The organism is Spirosoma terrae, from assembly GCF_010435915.1.
Classification (GTDB): Bacteria; Bacteroidota; Bacteroidia; order Cytophagales; family Spirosomataceae; genus Spirosoma; species Spirosoma terrae.
The window spans coordinates 149,872-167,855 of the sequence record NZ_JAAFZH010000009.1 but is presented as its reverse complement, the minus strand read 5'-3'; the positions used below and the strand labels follow the sequence as shown (position 1 = coordinate 167,855).

The window sequence follows — 17,984 nt, the reverse complement described above, 5'->3', positions numbered from 1 at the left end:
GGAACTCCCCAAATAGGGACCTACTCGGGGAGAATCCAGACTTATTGATGAAGTGTAATTGTTGTTAAAGCAATTATTGCTTTGCGTAAAGTTATAAAACTAACTAAATTAAATTGTATATTGTTTAGAAATATTTTTCTTAATTGATGATTAAGCGGGTAAAATAGTAGTAGAATCTATTTGTATAGGTAGCCGAAAACCTTTTTCCTACTTTTGATTCTGATCTGACGATAACTCATTATTGACTATTACGAGAATGCAACCTACCCTTTTAATCCTGGCAGCTGGTATGGGCAGCCGCTACGGTGGTGTAAAACAACTCGATCAGTTCGGGCCGAACGGCGAGACTATTATTGACTATTCCCTTTTCGATGCTATTCGTGCCGGTTTTGGCAAGGTCGTTTTTATCATACGTGAAGAACTACGTAGTGATTTCGAAGAGGTATTCAGCGGGAAGCTGGCTGGAAAAATAGAAGTAGATTACGCCATTCAGGCACTAACGTCTTACGTACCAGAAGAACTGGGCGACGTAAGACGGACCAAGCCCTGGGGAACTGGTCACGCCATGCTTTGCGCCAAAGACCATACCCAAACGCCATTTGCTATTATCAATGCCGATGACTTCTACGGGTTTGAAGCGTTTCAATTAATTGCCGAATTCCTGAAAACAGATACGGACGACCAATTGCACGCAATGGTGGGCTACGAAGTCAAGAATACATTGTCGGACAACGGTTCTGTGTCGCGGGGAGTTTGTGAAGTAAACGATAACGGAAATCTGGCGTCAGTGATTGAGCGGACCAAGATTTATGAACAGGAAGGCCGTATCGTCTATGAAGAAGCAGAGGGCGTAACGCCTTTGTCGCCCGAAACGCCCGTGTCGATGAATTTCTGGGGATTTAAGCCCTCGGTTTTCCCTTTGGTATTGCAACAGTTCGAAAGCTATGCTTTTGCCAACATCGACTCGCCAAAAGCAGAGTTTTATATTCCAACCGTAATGACTAATCTGATTCAGACAGATCTGGGGCATTGCAAAGTATTTCGCAGCCAGTCAGAATGGTTTGGGGTTACCTATCCGGAAGACAAACCCGTTGTGCAGGAAGCGTTAAAGCGACTGCACGATGAGGGTAAATACCCGGATAAATTGTGGTAGCGTTGAGTGTCTAGTTTCTGGTTCATTGTTTCTGGTTAAATCGCTCCTTATGAGCCTAACCAGAAACAATGAACCAGAAACCAAGAACCAACTTACTTCTTCGTCACGCGTACGGCGATACGTCGGTTTTGGGCCCGACCTTCGGCAGTATCGTTAGACGCTACCGGGTGTTCCTGACCGTATCCTTCGGCATCCAGGCGCGAAGCCGCAATCCCTAATTTAACGAGTTCTCCTTTTACAGAATCTGCGCGCTCCTGCGATAGTTTTTTATTGACGGCGGCACTACCTGTGTTGTCAGTATAGCCACCTAATTTAAGCTCAACCTGGGGGTATGCTTTCAGGATTTCAGCCATATTTTTCAACTGTTCCTGCGATGCTGGTTTGAGCGTTGCTTTGCCCGTATCGAATAACAAACGGTCGAAGTTAAACCAGGTTGTTTTATCGACAGGCTTGTTGGGGTCTTCAATAAATTTGACCAGGTTGTTCTCGATCCCAAACTCTGGAATGTTCAGCTCAATACCAGATGGTAGTTTCCGTTTGAAAAAGGCCCCCAGCTTCGCGGTTAAGTCTTTCAGTTCTTCTGCCGTCGAGTCAACAACCGCTTCTACCGTATTGGCAACCGTATCGGCACCGGCTGAAGCGTCTGAAGTGATGCTGCTACTATCCGTTGTTGTTCCGTTGGCACTGCCTTTATCGTTGTTGCAAGAACGGAGTACAAAAAACAGCGCTACGGCTCCTAGCAACAACATTAGCCAGGGTAGCCACCGATTGCCACTATCCCGTTCGTCAGGCTGATAGGCAGGTGCTGGCGGGGGCGTAGTAGCCTGAACAGGTGGTACGTAGCTTCCTGAGCCTGGACGTGATACGTTGCTAGTTAGGCTTCCCAGTAGACCTAAACCAGGAATGGTGCTGATCAGGGAGCTTAGATTTGATGGTACGGCAGCCTGCGCGTAGGCTGTCTGACTGTTCAGGAAACTTGTCAACCCTACTGGACCGCTACCGTCGTCGGCCATTTTTTTGCCAAGCAGGCTTAATAACACGGTACTGGCTATACTCATTAGCGATGACGCTGAAGACGCCTTTACACCACTATAGCTGGCAATGACATCAGCTACGTCGTTTGCCTTTGCGCCGAATACGTTATTATTGATGTCAGAACCGATCGAAAGTAGACTGCTGAATTGAGTAGGCTGGCTACTGAGTAAATTAGTCAACTGATCCAGTATTCCGCTTTCTGACGCAGTTAGTTCGCCAGTAGCACGATTAGGTGTTGTTAGCTGGCCAATTAAGTCCAGAAGCGTACCCGGTCCACCGGGCTCAGACGCTTTCTGAATAATACCTCCCAACATGGTAGGCAGTGTGCCAGTCAAAGCTACTTGTGTATTTTGTTCACTTTCTCCGAGCAGGTTGCTGGCTTTCTTTACGAACGTATCGTTTAGGTAAGCTTTGGCTAAATCTAGTAGGTTCACAGCCATATAATGATTTTAGTTAAGTGTGAACTATTAGACGGGGATTTGTGAATAAATCACGGAGGATAGTCACTTTCTTACGGAACGGTATCAACGTGCTGTTTTCTTAAGAAAAAAAAGCGTTGAAATAGCGGGGATTAGCTTGACAAGGTGTTCGTAGATAGTGACTTAGCTTTCTGTTTTTATTCTTATGGTTGAGGAATGCCATACGAAAGTGGTATCTGCTACGTAGTGCGTTGATTACTACGTAGTAGATACCGCTTTGCCGGGTTGGTGAAGGTGCGATACGTATTGAGCGTAGTAGTCTCCGTACCGAAAAAAGCATCGATTATAAGTGTAACCGATAGATTAGTCTGTGGCGACTACCTGTATTGGCTATAATACCGTTGTGAAGGAAAATAAACGTACTACGTTACGGCCTTAAGCAGATCGTTATGAATAGCTACTAGTTGAGGAATTAGTAGCTGTTTTTCATCATTAATGACCGTATAATCAGCGATTTTGGCTCGTTCTTCATCACTGATCTGTCGGCTGATAATATTCCGGATTTCCTGCTCAGAGCGTTGCGGGTCCCGGTGTTGTATCCGATTGATACGTAGCGCTATTGGGGCTTGCACGACTATTACCTTATCAAGCGAATTGGCATCGCCGGCCGCGTTCATGATGGCTGCTTCTTTGATCACATACGGTTTATTCGTATGCTCTTTTACCCAGGCTTCGGTATCGCTCATGACACGAGGGTGGATAACGCTATTGAGCTGCTTTAATAAATCCGGATCAGAAAATACCTGCGACGCTACCCAACCCCGATTATAACGTCCTGTGGCGTCATACGCGTTGGGACCCAGAACTCGTACAATATCGGCTTTTACAATTGGATCGTGTTCGGTAAGCCATTTGGCACGCTCGTCGGCTTCATAAACAGGAATGCCAAATGCCTGGAAAATACGACATACGACGCTTTTCCCGGAGCCAATACCACCGGTTACGCCAATCTGGAGGGGCGTTTTGAGTGATTTTTCCGGGAGCGTGTTTGCCATACGACCTACCTATTTGCTGGCGGTTGTAGAGGATGGAGGAGGAGATAACAGCTCACCAACCTCAAAACTAACGGCCACCCGATCGGTACTTAGACGCAGGAGCGGGTGCCGAAAGTGATTGAGCGGAGCTTCATTATCGTAATTATCGGCAATACGTTTGCCTGGAATCGATACCGATACCGTATCCGGTAAACCTCGAACAAGCCGGGCAGGACCTTCTACCTGAATAGTTCGGGGAGTAAGGTTTATTACGCTGGATACAACAAATCGAGGGGCCAGATCAATATGTACACTATCGGGTACTAGTTGAATTGTCTTCGTCATGCGACGGTCGAACCCCATCTCTACTGTATCGGCTACTACGTAGTTAACGTGGAGTTTTTTAATGTGCTCTTCCAGAGCAGCCGTAAGCGACGACGTATTGATGATCGATGCCTGCAGCGGATTCACTACTTTGTAATCAACTGGATCTACGCGGAACGGAAGCCAGGAATGTCGCAGAAGCCCCCAGCCATCTCCCGATACGTTCACCAGAACGGTGCGGGGCAGGGGTTTTGTGGGAACAAAAAGCGAATCATTATAAATGAAATGAATTGGGTACTCAATGTTCAGTGTATAGCCTGTTCTATTGAGCGCACTCAAAAACCAGAATAGCGTTGCCGCAATCAGGCATAATAACGCCTTGGTTGGCTGAAATGGACGATTGTTAGACGGAGCGGTCACAAGAGGTGGCTATAAGAAAACTTAGGTTTTATAGAGACCTAAGCACTACTCTTTTTTGTCCGAATCGGCTGGTTTAACCGATGCTTCGCGTGAGATAGACGACCGTTCGAAGGTCATTTTAACGCCACGATCTACTTCAAGCGTAACGGTGCTGCCCTCTATTGAGGCAACCCGACCGTGTAATCCACCAATTGTTACTACGTTATCTCCCTTCTTCAGGTTATCGATGAAGCTCTTTTGGTCTTTTTGCTTCTTCTGTTGGGGACGTATCATGAAAAAGTAGAAAACACCGATGATACCTACCCATAGCAGTACGTTATAAAGCATGGATACATTTGAGCCAGCCGGAGCCTGTAGTAAAATCGAAAACATGAGTTTAGTGGATTATGATTTTTTTGTTGAATCAGCTTTAGGATTCACTAAAGCTTTGAATTGAAGATCCGTCATAGCGGGATCAGTATTGGCAATGACCGTAATGGTCTTGTTCTGCTCACCACTTTTTCCCCGGCTATTGAACCGAACACGAATGGAACCAGCAGCACCAGGTGCAACGGGTTCGCGGGGCCACTCAGGCGTTGTACAGCCGCAGGAGGCTGTAATGTTATTGATGATCAGTGGAAACTCGCCGGTGTTCGTGAACTTGAAAACGTGTTCGACGGTGTCGCCTTCCGTTAACGTTCCAAAATCATAAATGCCTTTTTCGGCGAACGTAATTTTTGGCATCTTTCCTGACGCCGTAGCCTGTGCTGTTTCGCCCTGTTTTCGGTTATCGCAGCTAAGATGCCCACAACTTATCAGCGCCATAGCGATAATAAGCTGCCATTTTTTTGAGTACATCGATAGTGAATCGTTTTCAGTTTAGCGTGGTTGAGTTTTTAGTAAGACTATCGCATCGTGAACTAAAAACTCAATCACGCTAAACTATAAACTGACGTAGTTATGCGTTCTGTTGCTTTATTTGAGCCATCAGGCGATCAACATCTTCCAGTAAGCGTTCAGCTTTTTCACGAGCATCGTTGACAACGCGCTGACCTTCGTTTTTCGACAGGTTTTCGGGTAATTCGGTTGAATTAACCAGATCATTAATCATGCTTTCGATCTGTTCCCGATATTTCGACAACCGGAATGTTAAGCGATCACGGGTAACTTTCCCTTTGTCGGGAGCGTATAGTAAGCCAATCACAGCACCTGTAGCAATACCGGTCAGCAAAAAGGTTAAATCACGGGCTACCTTGTTCATTTGTAGAAAAGTTTTCAGTGTACAACTTTCAGTGAGAACTAAATAACTGAGTTTTCTCCTAAAAATTGCAGACTCATTAGCTGCAAATTATTTGTTATCCAGCAACCCGCGTCCACTCTTACGCAAACGCCCCGATGCCTGAAGCTTTTCGGAAAGGTTGTCTAAGATTCCATTGACAAATTTACCGCTTTTGGGCGTACTATAAGCTTTTGCTAGTTCGATATATTCATTAATCGATACTTTAACCGGAATGTTTGGGAAGTTAAGCAATTCACAAACAGCCAATTTCAGGATAATTTTATCGAGCATAGCTACTCGCTCAACATCCCAGTTTTTTAGTTGATCAACGATTAATTGCTCATAGTCGCTCTCATTTTCCAGCGATTTCTGGAAAAGTGTATTCAAAAATAACTCGTCTTCTTCCCAATCGTCGGTTAATGGTTCGAGTTGCAGGCCGGTAGGCGATTGGGCCGATTTCAGTGTTCGTATGGCAAGTCCACGTACCACTTCGCTGTTTTCGGTCCAGCTCAGATCAATCTCGGCCAGATGGTCCCGAATTACCTCATGTTTAAAGATAAGAGTACGTAGCACATACTGTACCAAAGCCTGGTCTTCGTCGGCGGTATGAGTTCGTTGTTCGCAATAAGCGCGGTACGTATCGTCGGTTTTGAACACTTCCCGTAGTGCTTTCCGAACAAAACTCAAATCGTCGGTCCACGATACGTTATGACGTAGTGCTTCATTACGTAATGGCTGAAGGGCAGCCAACGCCTGAATCACTGTATTGTTATTCAGATCTGACTCGAATGGAAAGGGGGCTTCGTCAACATCGCGGTATTGCCGCTCCCGGTCAGTACGGGCAGCATGGCCAAGTTCTACCAGTAGCAAAAGAACCCGTAAATAATCTTCGTAGATACCGTTTACCTGCTTCAGCATCATCTGGGCAAAATGCTGACGATCTTTTTTGGCACGGACCTGATAGAACAGGAAACCATCATTAGCGGCTTTGAGCACCTTTTGGGGCGCGTCTTCGTCCTGAGCGGGCTGATTGGTTTTGATAGCTTCTTCAAAAAGAAGACCGGCGAGTTGTCGGTAGCCTTCGAGTTGCCGCTTATCCTGTGGCTGCATTGAGTTCAGGTCGGGCTGAAAAATGTCCGCGATGCCATCGAGGACTAGTTGTTGATTAGAGAATTCGGTCTGCTTTAACGCATACAGTGCTTGCATGACCTTTATTCGGAGTAGTCGCCTATTGAGCATCCCGGATAAAACTAGTGTATCTACCGATAAAAAAAAGAACTGCTTTGATCCTGCAAATTTAACAATAATTGGTTAGATGGCAATTTTCCTGGCGCTGATAATGAGATATATCTGCGTATTAAAGTAAACTAAAATTTGGTAAAAGATTACTAAATGGCGTATTTTAGGTTTCTTTGTACCAATTCAAAGTTGGTTTTTATCATTCACCCTATCATTCATGTTAGTTCGCTTCTACCTTACTTTTTGTATTATTCTTAGTTTTTGTACGAGCCAGTCTTGGGCTCAGGAAATCTTAACCAACCAGTCAATTTTGGCTATGCATGCAAACAAAGTGGCTAGCGGGATTATGGTCAGTAAAATAAGCGGTTCGACCTGTCAGTTTGATATGACAACCACCGGGTTGCTTCAGTTATTGGGCGCTAAGGTAAACAGTTCGGTTATTGAGGCTATGATGCGTGGCACAAAAATGACTGATGTCCTTACCAACACAGACATTATTAAGCTTTGGGAGGCCAATCTGCCCCGCAAATTGATGACGCAGAAAATCAACGAATCTCGCAATCAGTTCGATCTGACAACAAATGGGCTTATCCAGCTAAAAATTGGCAAAGTACCGGAGGCTATTCAGAAAGTGATGATGGCTGCTCCTACCACACAGCCTGCCGATAAATCGACCTCATCGTCTATAAAAGCAGATGCAAGCCAGAATCGTCAATCGGCACCAGCTAGCTTGAGCGATATGAAAGGAGTGAAATGTCGGACATGGAACGATAAGTTCACCAAAAAGCAGGTGACCGTGTCGAGGGTGATCCTGCGCGGAAAGAAAGTTGGCAATATATTCCTTGGTCGGAGCGCATCAACGCTGGTAGGTATTGAAGATATGGAAGTATCGCTGCTATTTCGGCGTGATGCACAAACCGTCAATCTGATCCTCTATGCGATGAAGCCAGGAGTTCATAAGCTACAGGTCGAACGTAACAAGACGCTCATGCTGTTAATGAACGATGAGACGGTGATGGAACTTAAGCCAGTCATCGATTCTGAATACGGCCTTAACATCGATTTTGGCGATTACTCTATCGACTCTAATTTATGTGTGTATTATGAAATCAGCGAGGCTCAGTTAACAACTCTTTCAACGAAAATAATCAAAAGTTATCGGCTGAATACGTACCTACGTCATAATGTAGAGGATACCGTAAATCAATTGCGGGCAGAGCAGGTTCAGGTGGCAGCGCGATGCATGCTCGACGAACAAATGGCAACGCATTAAGCACAATGATTTGTATAGACTACTATATCTGTAGCTTTAAAAGGAAAACTTTAGAATAAGTACGTTAGCGGATTGTATTGACAGTTCTTTATTCGTATTTTTCCAATTGAAACCGTATGACTTAACCTTTACTTTTTCTTTCATGTTCTTCCTCTTTGGGCGATTGAGCAGCCGCTTGGTTGTGATCGCTGTCTCTGTTTTATGGCTATTCGCTAGCTGTGGCCCGACGCGTTACGCCTATTTTCAGCCACAGGTAAATAGCATTCCGCACGTAGTAAATTCAACCGTAGCGATCAACGTAGCAACTGATACAGTATCGCCCAAAACGACAGATTATGCAGAGCTAAAAGCAATACCTGCCATTAGCCAGCCGATGCCAACAGCGAATGCGACTACCAAATCGACTCCATCAATAGTCAGGCTTTCCCGACATCGCAATCCCGACAGCTATCAAAATCAACGTATCAACCGATGGCTCCGCTCCGCGAACGTTGGACACGTAGCACCAAAAACTCAATTGATTGATCGGCACAGTCGTAGCCGCAAAACCTATCCGCTAGCCTGGGTAGCTTTAGGGCTGGGAGTATTATCAGCCGGGGCAATGTTTATTGTAAGTGGTGGTACATTGATGTGGATACTTGGCATAACGGTGCCACTCACTGCTACGTTACTGGGAGTAGCCAGTATGACAACCATTAAACGGAACCAGGATCGCTATCGGGGTAAAGGATGGGCCATGGCGGCTATCATGCTGGGAACGGGCGTCCTGGGGTTGGCGTTGATTGCCTTAGCTGCCTTGTCGGTATCAGAAACAATAAACCGATAGAGCCAAAGCCCGTTACGTTCGCTAAATAAATAGGCGATAACTATACTCGAAACAGAGGTACGGATTCGGGTATAGTTATCAGTGCAACTTTTCCCGAATTCAGACGGTTACAAAAATAAAGTTGTTGGGCCGTCCTGTGAAAGCACTTTCCTATCTGAATAAATATCTCCTCAAATATAAATGGTATCTGATTTGGGGAACGATATTCACTACCATCTCTAATCTATTTGGCATTTTCCCGGCGCAGCTAGTCCGTTATGCGCTCGATCTGGTCCGGGAAACGCTCGATATCTACTATCTCTACGATCAGTCGCCATTGCAATCATCATTATACGATGTGTTTGCATTTAGCCTGTTGCTATTTGGTTTAATGACGCTGGTGATGGCCTTGCTGAAGGGTTTTTTTCTGTTTCTGGTTCGGCAGACACTTATCGTTATGTCGCGCCATGTGGAGTATGATCTTAAAAATGAGATTTACGATCATTATCAGACCTTGCCGCTTAGCTTCTACCGTCAGCATAGCACGGGCGATCTGATGGCCCGGATTTCGGAAGACGTCAGCAAAGTGCGTATGTACGTAGGGCCAAGTATTATGTATGGCGTCAACCTGATTGTGCTGTTTGTGCTGGTCATTTCCTATATGGTCAGCATCAATGCACGCTTATCCCTTTACGTCTTGTTGCCGCTCCCCATTCTGTCGGTGGCGATCTACCTGGTCAATAACATAATCATTCGTCGATCCGAAGAAATTCAGCGCAGTCTGTCGAAACTGTCGACCTATGTGCAGGAAGCTTTTTCCGGTATTCGTGTCTTAAAAGCCTTTGTTCAGGAGAATAATTCGGCAACCCGATTTGAGATCGAAAGTGACGAATACCGGGCTAAATCGCTGGAGCTAACTCGCGTCGATTCGCTGTTTTTCCCGATTGTCGCTATTCTGGTCGGACTGAGTAACGTATTGGTTGTGTATGTGGGCGGTCAGGAGATTCTGGCCGGTCGGCTGACACCGGGCAATATCACAGAGTTTATTCTCTACGTCAACATGCTGACGTGGCCGGTCATGGCGCTTGGCTGGACAACTAGTCAGACGCAACGGGCGGCCGCTTCACAGCAACGTATCAATGAGTTTCTGAATATCAAAACGGACATTGTTTCCCAGAAAAATATCCATCGTAGTATAGATGGTGAAATAGAGTTCAAAAACGTTCGGTTCGTTTATCCAGACTCAGGAATAGTAGCTATCAAAAATTTCTCTATGCACGTTCGGGCGGGTGAAACTGTCGCTATTCTGGGAACGACGGGCTCGGGTAAAACAACGCTGGCCAATCTGCTGACACGGATGTATGACGTATCGTCGGGTGAAATTCGTATTGACGGTGTTCCGATTAAAGACTACAACCTGACGTCGGTGCGCGAGCAGATGGGCTACGTACCGCAGGATGTGTTCCTGTTTTCGGATACGATCAGTAATAACGTTCGGTTCGGAAAGCCAGATTTATCGCAGGAGCGGGTAGAGCAGGCGGTTCGTGATGCCGATTTATACCAAAACGTGATCAACTTCGCCGAACAGTTTGATACACGCGTTGGCGAGCGGGGCGTTACGTTGTCGGGTGGGCAAAAGCAACGACTGAGCATTGCCCGAGCCATTGCCCGTGATCCTAAGATTCTGATTCTGGACGACTGTTTGTCGGCGGTTGATACGAATACGGAGAACATTATTCTGAACAATCTCAAGCGTATCATGGCTGACCGGACATCGGTTGTGATTTCTCACCGGGTTTCCTCAGCAAAGTTGGCTGATTACATTATTATGTTCGACGAAGGAGAAATCATTGAAGAAGGTACGCACGAAGAACTCTATGCGAAGAACGGTGCTTACCGGGAGTTATACGAAAAGCAGCTACAAGCCGAAGAGGTATAAGGCTGGCCAAAAAACGAAAACCTCCTGAATTGTCGAACGATAGCTCAGGAGGTTTTTTTATAAATACTGAGCTCTGAGATTAGCTATAATCGATTGTAAGGTGTATCACACAACTTTACTTCATTGATTAATTACCTTAATAGTCGGATGATCGGCAATGATTGCCATAATACTGTCAAAATACGTTTCGCCAGTACCGGCCTCCAGATCTGCCAGCTTTTCTTCAAACAGTTTTCTGTTGTACGGTGATCCCGTTTTAAGTTTATCCAGATAGTAAATGCGGGTAGTTTGATAGCCTAACGCCTTTCTGCTGTGCTCCATATTATACCAGAGAAGCTCGACTGATTGGACTCCTTGTAAGGCTCCGTAGCCACCATACAATAAATCATCAAATGCGTCGAGGCTATGACCAAGCTTCCAGCTTTCTCCTGTCATAAACACTCGGTTGATCTGCTCGTAAAAGGAGGCAATGTCGTTGATTGAGCTTCCATCAATCGTTAGCTGTTTGACCATAGTTCAGTTTTGGAGACGGTGCAAACTGGTTTGTTTGGCGGTTGAGTATTGCCCTGATGTCGAATCGAATGCCCAACTTTAATATATCTGTATACAGAACAGGAGGTAAGTTCACTATGTTGGAAGCTATACTTCATTCGGTGCAACAGCGCAGACAAGACTTCTTGGTTCCGAGAACAATTCTAGTAAATCATAGAAAACGACCGTCTTATGTTAGGTGGACGTTATTAGGAAATAAGTAAGTGATTGGTCAGGATTCTTAATCGGCGAGCTTTTTCCTGATCAGTTGCATGGTTTGCAAGTGACTCAGGATACTGGCATGTGTCGCATCTGGAATCACTAAAAACTGATCGTTAGAGGTTAAAACGGAATGGAGCTTATAAGCCGTACTATGCGGGTTGTCGGTGCTGACAACTATAACCGGACTGATTGCATGTTGGACATCCTGGTCCGTGACGAAAGTGAAGCCATTCACCGAGGGCAGGGGATAATACAAGAGATCCGTAAAGCGATCGCTAAAATCACCACCCGCCGAGGCTGGGTCAATCAGGAACGTGAATTTGGGGTGGTTGGTCGCAGCTAGATGAGCCGCTATCCGACCACCTAAGGAATAACCACAGATCACAATCTTATTTTCCAAATATCGACGCTTCAACGAGTCGTAAACAGTTTGGGCATCACTGTAGAAATTAGCCAGACTAATGGCTCCTCTACTTTTACCATGTTGCCGATAGTCAGTGATCAACACATCGTAACCGCATTGTAGAAACGTAGGGGCCATAGCTCCCCAATTAGCTAAAGTTCCTCCATTCCCTTTCCAGAAACAGACTATTCCTTTGGGTTGAGAGACTTTGAAAAGTAAGGCATTTAACAAACCCTCTTGCGGAGTGTGAATTGTTAATTCTTCCAGGGGGTGGGCAAAGTTGTAGCGATACGTATCGGGTAATTGAGTAGACCGATACCGATTAGTCTGCTGATCTTTAATGCTGTAGAGAAACAGATAAAGGCCCAGATAGAAAAGTAAAACGATAGGCAGCCCAATCCAAACCCACTTGATCCAGTTACTTTTCTTGGCCATTGTACCTTCCGTTCGCTGGAGTCAAAGCTAAGTAGTTGGCAGTTAAAGTAATTATTAATAAATGTTAAACAGTGAGACCGGGCATTGTATAACAGTTGGTTTAGCCAACGATCAGCTTTTGGCCTGGACGTAACGTACTAGTGCGTATATGATTCAGCTTCTTCAACCGCTCAATGGTCAGGCCGTCGTAGCGTTGGGCAATGTTCCAAAGCGTATCACCATCCTGAACCCGATGATATTTGGGTTTATAGCGTTTGGTTTTGGCAACTACTTCGGCTTTTTTATGTGCCTTGGCTGTTCCCTGGTCGGCTAGCCGTTCGGAGCGTGTTTCGGCAACTTCTTTCAGAATAACCAGTTTCTGGCCACGCTGAATTCGGGTAGAGCGAAGATGATTCCAGCGTTTTAAATCATACAGATCAACATTGAATTTGTCGGCTATGTTGCCCAGATTGTCACCCCGTTTTACTACGTAGGTTTGCTTTTTAGGCTTGCGAAGAACAACCGTTTCTATATCTTCTTCGGGTTCATCAGCTGATTCGGCTGAAGCTAGTAACGTAGCTGTTTTTGACGTACTGTTTTCACGCTCGTCAAGAGCTAGTTTAGCAAGTGGATTGCTACCCGTACCGGCCCAGGCTCGCATGCTATCGTCGTCATAGCGAATAGATTCGCCACTGGCCAGCAGAACGTGGGCCATAGCCGGTGGAATCTGGCTGGACGAGTCCATAATAGCCCGGCGTTTGGCTGAAAAATAAGCGTACTGCTGACGAGGGATACGTAGTGGATAACGATTCGTGAATTCAGGTAATATGGTCGTTGTAACGGCCGGATTCATTTTCTGAAGATCCGACAGTTGTATCATGCTTTGCCGGGCGAAGGTTTCGAGGTTGAAATAGCCCGATACGTGTATTGTATCGTGCGGAATGGGATACTCGTAGTTTTCAGCTACTATTCCATGATCGTTGGCATGGTTCATCAGATACATAAAGGCCACAAACTGCGGAACGTATCCTCTGGTTTCTTTCGGCAGCGCATCATAGATCGTATAAAACGAATCACCACCCGAGCGACGCATGGCGCGTTTGACGGCTCCAGGTCCACAGTTGTAAGCCGCCATTGCTAGCTCCCAATCGCCGAAAATGTTGTAGAGATCACGCAGGTATTTGCAGGCTGCCTCGGTCGCCTTAACAGGGTCCATACGCTCATCGACATAATCGTCCTGATAGAGTTTCAAATCGCGGCCCGTTCCCGGCATAATCTGCCACAGTCCTCCAGCGCCCGCCCGTGAGATGGCGCGTGGATTCAGGGCTGATTCGACAATCGATAGATACTTCAGTTCGTCAGGCAGGCCGAAGTCCGCCAGCATCCGTTCATAAAGTGGAAAGAAAAGCGGCATACGTTCCAGCATCAGCTTGGTTGAGCTGGCTTTACGGAACGTGAAATAATCCACATAGGCCTGGACCGACTTGTGGTAATTGAGCGGAATCGTTTTCTGGAGTTTCACCAATCGCTCACGTAGCAAACTGTCAGGAACAGTGGCTACAAACGCCACCGTGTCGCTCTTCACAATGGTAGTATCCGACTGATTGGCCGTGCTTGGCCCGGATTGAATCGTAGTCTTGGCGTAGGTACTTATTGTCAGACCTAGCGCCACACTCAACAGCCCCATTCGTAACAGGCTACGGTTCAAGTGGTTCATGCATTCTATCGGTTAGGTAATCGTTACGTATTCAAAAGCAGAAAGAGGGGTAAGCTGTATGAAATAGGATGTAGTGCGTATTTGACTAGGTGCATCCTATTTCATACATTCTACATCATATCTCTTTACTCATTTCTTTCGCTAAAGCAACCAGCGCTCCTTCTGCAAAAGGGGGAGCCATCAATTGTATACCGATCGGTAGTCCAGTTTCGTCAGTACCATTGGGTATTGACATGGCTGGATAGCCTACTACGTTGGCCTGGACCGTGAAAATATCGGCCAGATACATCTGTAGCGGATCGTCGGTTTTCTCCCCTAATTGGAAAGCGGTTGTGGGTGTGGTGGGCGATAATAAAAAGTCGTATTGGGCAAACACTCGTTCGGTTTCTTCCCGAATAAGCCTGCGGACCTGCTGAGCCTTTGTATAATAGGCGTCGTAATAGCTGGCACTTAACGCAAATGTACCAAGCAAAATCCGACGACGAACCTCGTCACCAAAGCCTTGTGTACGACTTTTTTTGTACAACGTCAAAAGGTCCATTGTTGATGTATCCGCATCCGATTTGGCGCGATAACCATATCGTACGCCATCGAACCGCGACAGATTAGACGAGGCTTCGGCAGTGGTCAGGATATAATACGTAGGTAAAAGGTATTTCAGTAGCGATAGATCGACGGGCTCGACGGTATGGCCTTTGCTACGTAATTCGTCAATTTTACGCTGAGTTGCCTCCCGGATACTGGCGTCGATCCCGGTGCTTTCAACGCCGTCGCGCAGATAAGCGATACGTAGCGGTCTGTCTGGTAGTTTTCCCGCTGAATAGGCCTGAACGGGCTGGCTCGATACGGTACTGTCGAAATCATCGGGGCCTGCCATAATTTCCAGCAGAAGGGCTGCATCTTCGGGCGTATTGGCGATAGGACCAACACAATCGAATGACGATGCGTAGGCAATGAGTCCCCATCGGCTAACACGTCCATAAGTAGGTTTCAGACCCACAACGCCACAAAAAGCAGCTGGCTGACGTACTGATCCGCCCGTATCGGAGCCAATGCTGGCCAGGCAAAGACCCGCCTGTACTGCTACGGCTGAGCCTCCACTCGATCCGCCGGGAACTCGGCTAGGGTCGGCTGCATTTCGAACCGGACCGAATGCCGAATTTTCGTTCGAGGAGCCCATAGCAAACTCATCGCAGTTTTGCCGACCAATAATAATAGCATCTTCATTGAGCAACCGCTGAATTGCTGTGCCGGTAAATTGAGCCGTAAAGTTTTCCAGAATGCGACTTCCGGCCCGAACACCATGCCCCTGGTAGTTCAGAACATCCTTTATACCGATAACCATGCCCGCCAATCGGCCTGCCTGATTATTGGCTAGCTTCTGGTCAACGCGGTCGGCTTGTTGTAACGCTTCATCAGCGTATACTTCGGTGAAGACATTGAGGTGTTTTTCCTGCTCAATACGAGTAAGATATTGCTCTACCAGTTGGCGGCAAGTAGTGGTACCGTTTTTTAGATCGGTTTGAACTGTAGCGAAGTTGCGGTAGTAACTCAAACGACAAAGGATTTGGAGGTTGGAAGCGGGCAGGGGATACGTAGTACGTATGCCTTGTTCTGATTCCCGGCTATCCAGAATCTACAATCTCTACAAATACAAACAGACAATCAGACGGATCCGAGGAGGGGCCGCCTGATTGTCTGTCTATAACATAAAATCAATTATTTCTCTGACTCTTTCAGACCTTCTTCGATATTCTCGCGAACGTCTTTCGTGGCGTCTTTGAACTCCTTGATACCTTTTCCAAGGCCGCGCGCGAGTTCGGGGATTTTCTTAGCGCCGAACAACAGGAGCAGTGCTAAGAAAATGAACACCATTTCCTGACCGCCCAAACCCATAAATGCCAAAACACTTGCCAAAATCATGATTCCTGGGATTTGAATGTATGCAAAATTAAAAAAACTCTCTCGTACTAGCTAGCAAAAATGAACGAAACTTGTTCGCTACCAGATTAAAAAGGCGTGAACCTTAAATCTCTAACGTTCTACCTTAACTATAGTTATCTATAGTGGCGGCAAAATGCTATCCAATTTTAACTGTTTTCGGTTGCTGGGCTGCTTCTGTCTGTTGACTGGAAGAACCTTCCCACTGGCGAAATTGCTCGATATCGTCTTTAATGCCGCTAAAAAGCCATAACATCAGCGCAATGTCGTCAGTTATGCCCACTATAGGCAGAAAATCAGGTAGTATATCGATCGGTGAAACAAAATAGATCAATACGGCGATAATCCGAATCAGCGTTTTCCAGGGTATCTGACGGTAGTCACCCGATGCGTACGCTTTCAGCAATCTCGTCACAATGGTCAGTTGATCCCGAAAGACCGCAATATTAGCCCCCGACAATCCGCCACTTTTATCCATCGCTTCCCGAATAAGCGCCAGTAAACTTCGGGTGTTACGGGCGTAGCGAACAGCGCCAATATTGGCCCGTTTGAAAAAAATGGAACTTAAAATTCGTGATATGAGACTTTTGTTTGCCATTCGTTTAATAGGTGGATGTTAGACGTTGATAGTGTTTTGGCTACACTGAGTATTGGATAGGTGATTTGTGCTTTGGTTTAAAGTTGATCACTGGTTCGGTGCATTTTTATTCTATCTGGCGTCAAATCATTCAACAAAAAAAAACTATAAATAGTCCATAAACTGAGTGACAGGCCCCGAAGTTTATTCCCAACCCGTTGGTTTGTCAGGTTTGGGGTACGTACTTTTGCGTCGCTTGTTAACCCTTTAATTCCGAATTTTATATGAAAGTTACTGTAGTAGGTGCCGGTGCCGTTGGGGCAACCTGCGCCGACAACATTGCCCGCCGTGAACTCGCCCACGAGGTTGTGCTTTTAGATATCAAGGAAGGTATCAGTGAAGGTAAATCGCTTGATATGCTTCAGGCGTCAACATTGCTCGATTGCGATGTTAAACTAACGGGCTCTACTAATGATTACGAAAAAACAGCCGGTTCGGATGTGGTGGTGATTACATCGGGTTTGCCACGTAAGCCTGGAATGACTCGTGAAGACCTGATTGGTATCAATGCTGGTATCGTTAAGGGGGTAACCGAAAATATCCTTAAGCACTCGCCAGACGCGATTTTCATCATTATTTCGAACCCAATGGATACCATGACGTACCTGGCGTTAAAAACGTCGGGTCTGCCAAAAAATCGAGTAATCGGTCTGGGTGGTGCGCTGGATTCGGCCCGTTTTAAAACATATTTATCGCTGGCGTTGAACTGCTCTCCTAACGATCTACAGGCTTCTGTAATCGGCGGACATGGCGACACAACGATGATTCCTTTAACGCGTCTGGCTACAAAAGCGGGTGTTCCGGTAGGCAATTTCCTGGACGACGAAACGCTGAAAAAAGTAGCGGCCGATACCATGGTGGGTGGTGCTACGTTAACCGGCCTGATTGGTACGTCGGCTTGGTACGCTCCAGGCGCAGCGGGGGCCTATATGGTTGAAAGTATTTTGCGCGATCAGAAGCGCGTTATTCCATCCTGCGTACTGCTGGAAGGTGAATATGGACAATCTGACATTTGCCTGGGCGTTCCGGTCGTATTAGGCCGTAACGGTTGGGAAGAAATTATTGACTATAAACTGAACGACGAAGAACAGGCGGCTTTCAATAAGTCGGCTGATGCCGTTCGGAGCATGAACAGCGTATTGAGCACACTGAACATTGGTGTATAAGTCAGCCATACGTTGTCTGGTATAGTTGGAAAAGGTTTCGCTGGCGGAACCTTT

At 46.2% G+C, this 17,984-nt stretch carries 18 protein-coding genes; 5 read left to right on the top strand and 13 right to left on the bottom strand.

Features of this window, described 5'->3' with window-relative positions; translation table 11 throughout:
• Positions 1-256: 256 nt before the first annotated feature.
• Positions 257-1,153, top strand: a complete 897-nt coding sequence (locus tag GK108_RS19370; RefSeq protein WP_163952122.1) for a nucleotidyltransferase family protein — start codon at positions 257-259, stop codon at positions 1,151-1,153.
• Between the two features lie 92 nt (positions 1,154-1,245).
• Here the strand turns inward: GK108_RS19370 and GK108_RS19365 are convergent, their stop codons facing one another.
• The 7 genes from GK108_RS19365 to nusB all read right to left on the bottom strand — a co-directional run bounded on the left by GK108_RS19365 (position 1,246) and on the right by nusB (position 6,849).
• Positions 1,246-2,628 carry an OmpA family protein gene (locus GK108_RS19365; RefSeq protein ID WP_212592842.1) on the bottom strand — a complete coding sequence of 461 codons (1,383 nt, stop codon included), beginning with the start codon at positions 2,626-2,628 and terminating at the stop codon, positions 1,246-1,248.
• Between the two features lie 401 nt (positions 2,629-3,029).
• The gene (gene coaE / locus GK108_RS19360) at positions 3,030-3,662 is read right to left on the bottom strand and encodes a dephospho-CoA kinase (protein ID WP_163952120.1); all 633 of its coding nucleotides are present in this window, start codon (positions 3,660-3,662) and stop codon (positions 3,030-3,032) included.
• A gap of 9 nt (positions 3,663-3,671) precedes the next feature.
• A complete protein-coding gene (locus GK108_RS19355; protein WP_163952118.1) occupies positions 3,672-4,385 on the bottom strand; it encodes a YbbR-like domain-containing protein in 714 nt (237 codons plus the stop codon).
• A gap of 45 nt (positions 4,386-4,430) precedes the next feature.
• On the bottom strand, positions 4,431-4,757 hold the full coding sequence (yajC, locus tag GK108_RS19350; RefSeq protein ID WP_163952116.1) for a preprotein translocase subunit YajC: 327 nt from the start codon (positions 4,755-4,757) through the stop codon (positions 4,431-4,433).
• A gap of 12 nt (positions 4,758-4,769) precedes the next feature.
• Positions 4,770-5,222 (bottom strand): DUF1573 domain-containing protein, encoded by a 453-nt coding sequence (locus GK108_RS19345; RefSeq protein WP_163952114.1) that lies wholly within the window; start codon positions 5,220-5,222, stop codon positions 4,770-4,772.
• Positions 5,223-5,322: 100 nt separating this feature from the next.
• The gene (locus GK108_RS19340; RefSeq protein WP_163952112.1) at positions 5,323-5,625 is read right to left on the bottom strand and encodes a YtxH domain-containing protein; all 303 of its coding nucleotides are present in this window, start codon (positions 5,623-5,625) and stop codon (positions 5,323-5,325) included.
• An 87-nt stretch (positions 5,626-5,712) separates the two neighbouring features.
• Positions 5,713-6,849, bottom strand: coding sequence for a transcription antitermination factor NusB (gene nusB / locus GK108_RS19335; protein WP_163952110.1), 1,137 nt, complete (start codon positions 6,847-6,849; stop codon positions 5,713-5,715).
• 349 nt (positions 6,850-7,198) lie between these two features.
• On the opposite strand from nusB, the gene GK108_RS19330 reads away from it, so the two are divergent.
• From GK108_RS19330 to GK108_RS19320, 3 genes are all read left to right on the top strand, one after another.
• Positions 7,199-8,155 (top strand): hypothetical protein, encoded by a 957-nt coding sequence (locus GK108_RS19330; protein ID WP_163952108.1) that lies wholly within the window; start codon positions 7,199-7,201, stop codon positions 8,153-8,155.
• Positions 8,156-8,297: 142 nt separating this feature from the next.
• Positions 8,298-8,981 (top strand): hypothetical protein, encoded by a 684-nt coding sequence (locus GK108_RS19325; protein WP_163952106.1) that lies wholly within the window; start codon positions 8,298-8,300, stop codon positions 8,979-8,981.
• Between the two features lie 136 nt (positions 8,982-9,117).
• Positions 9,118-10,899: an ABC transporter ATP-binding protein gene (locus GK108_RS19320; protein ID WP_163952104.1), complete on the top strand. Its 1,782-nt coding sequence runs from the start codon at positions 9,118-9,120 to the stop codon at positions 10,897-10,899.
• Between the two features lie 120 nt (positions 10,900-11,019).
• On the opposite strand, the gene GK108_RS19315 is transcribed toward GK108_RS19320, so the two are convergent.
• From GK108_RS19315 to GK108_RS19290, 6 genes are all read right to left on the bottom strand, one after another.
• On the bottom strand, positions 11,020-11,412 hold the full coding sequence (locus tag GK108_RS19315) for a barstar family protein (protein WP_163952102.1): 393 nt from the start codon (positions 11,410-11,412) through the stop codon (positions 11,020-11,022).
• A 259-nt stretch (positions 11,413-11,671) separates the two neighbouring features.
• Positions 11,672-12,490 (bottom strand): alpha/beta hydrolase, encoded by an 819-nt coding sequence (locus tag GK108_RS19310; RefSeq protein WP_163952100.1) that lies wholly within the window; start codon positions 12,488-12,490, stop codon positions 11,672-11,674.
• A gap of 100 nt (positions 12,491-12,590) precedes the next feature.
• Positions 12,591-14,186, bottom strand: coding sequence for a lytic transglycosylase domain-containing protein (locus GK108_RS19305; RefSeq protein ID WP_163952098.1), 1,596 nt, complete (start codon positions 14,184-14,186; stop codon positions 12,591-12,593).
• 115 nt (positions 14,187-14,301) lie between these two features.
• On the bottom strand, positions 14,302-15,741 hold the full coding sequence (gene gatA / locus GK108_RS19300) for an Asp-tRNA(Asn)/Glu-tRNA(Gln) amidotransferase subunit GatA (protein WP_163952096.1): 1,440 nt from the start codon (positions 15,739-15,741) through the stop codon (positions 14,302-14,304).
• A 164-nt stretch (positions 15,742-15,905) separates the two neighbouring features.
• Positions 15,906-16,109: a Sec-independent protein translocase subunit TatA/TatB gene (locus tag GK108_RS19295; protein ID WP_163952094.1), complete on the bottom strand. Its 204-nt coding sequence runs from the start codon at positions 16,107-16,109 to the stop codon at positions 15,906-15,908.
• A 157-nt stretch (positions 16,110-16,266) separates the two neighbouring features.
• Positions 16,267-16,725: a YkvA family protein gene (locus GK108_RS19290; RefSeq protein WP_163952092.1), complete on the bottom strand. Its 459-nt coding sequence runs from the start codon at positions 16,723-16,725 to the stop codon at positions 16,267-16,269.
• A 263-nt stretch (positions 16,726-16,988) separates the two neighbouring features.
• Between GK108_RS19290 and mdh the strand changes: the two genes are divergently transcribed.
• A complete protein-coding gene (gene mdh / locus GK108_RS19285) occupies positions 16,989-17,930 on the top strand; it encodes a malate dehydrogenase (RefSeq protein ID WP_163952090.1) in 942 nt (313 codons plus the stop codon).
• Positions 17,931-17,984 lie beyond the last annotated feature (54 nt).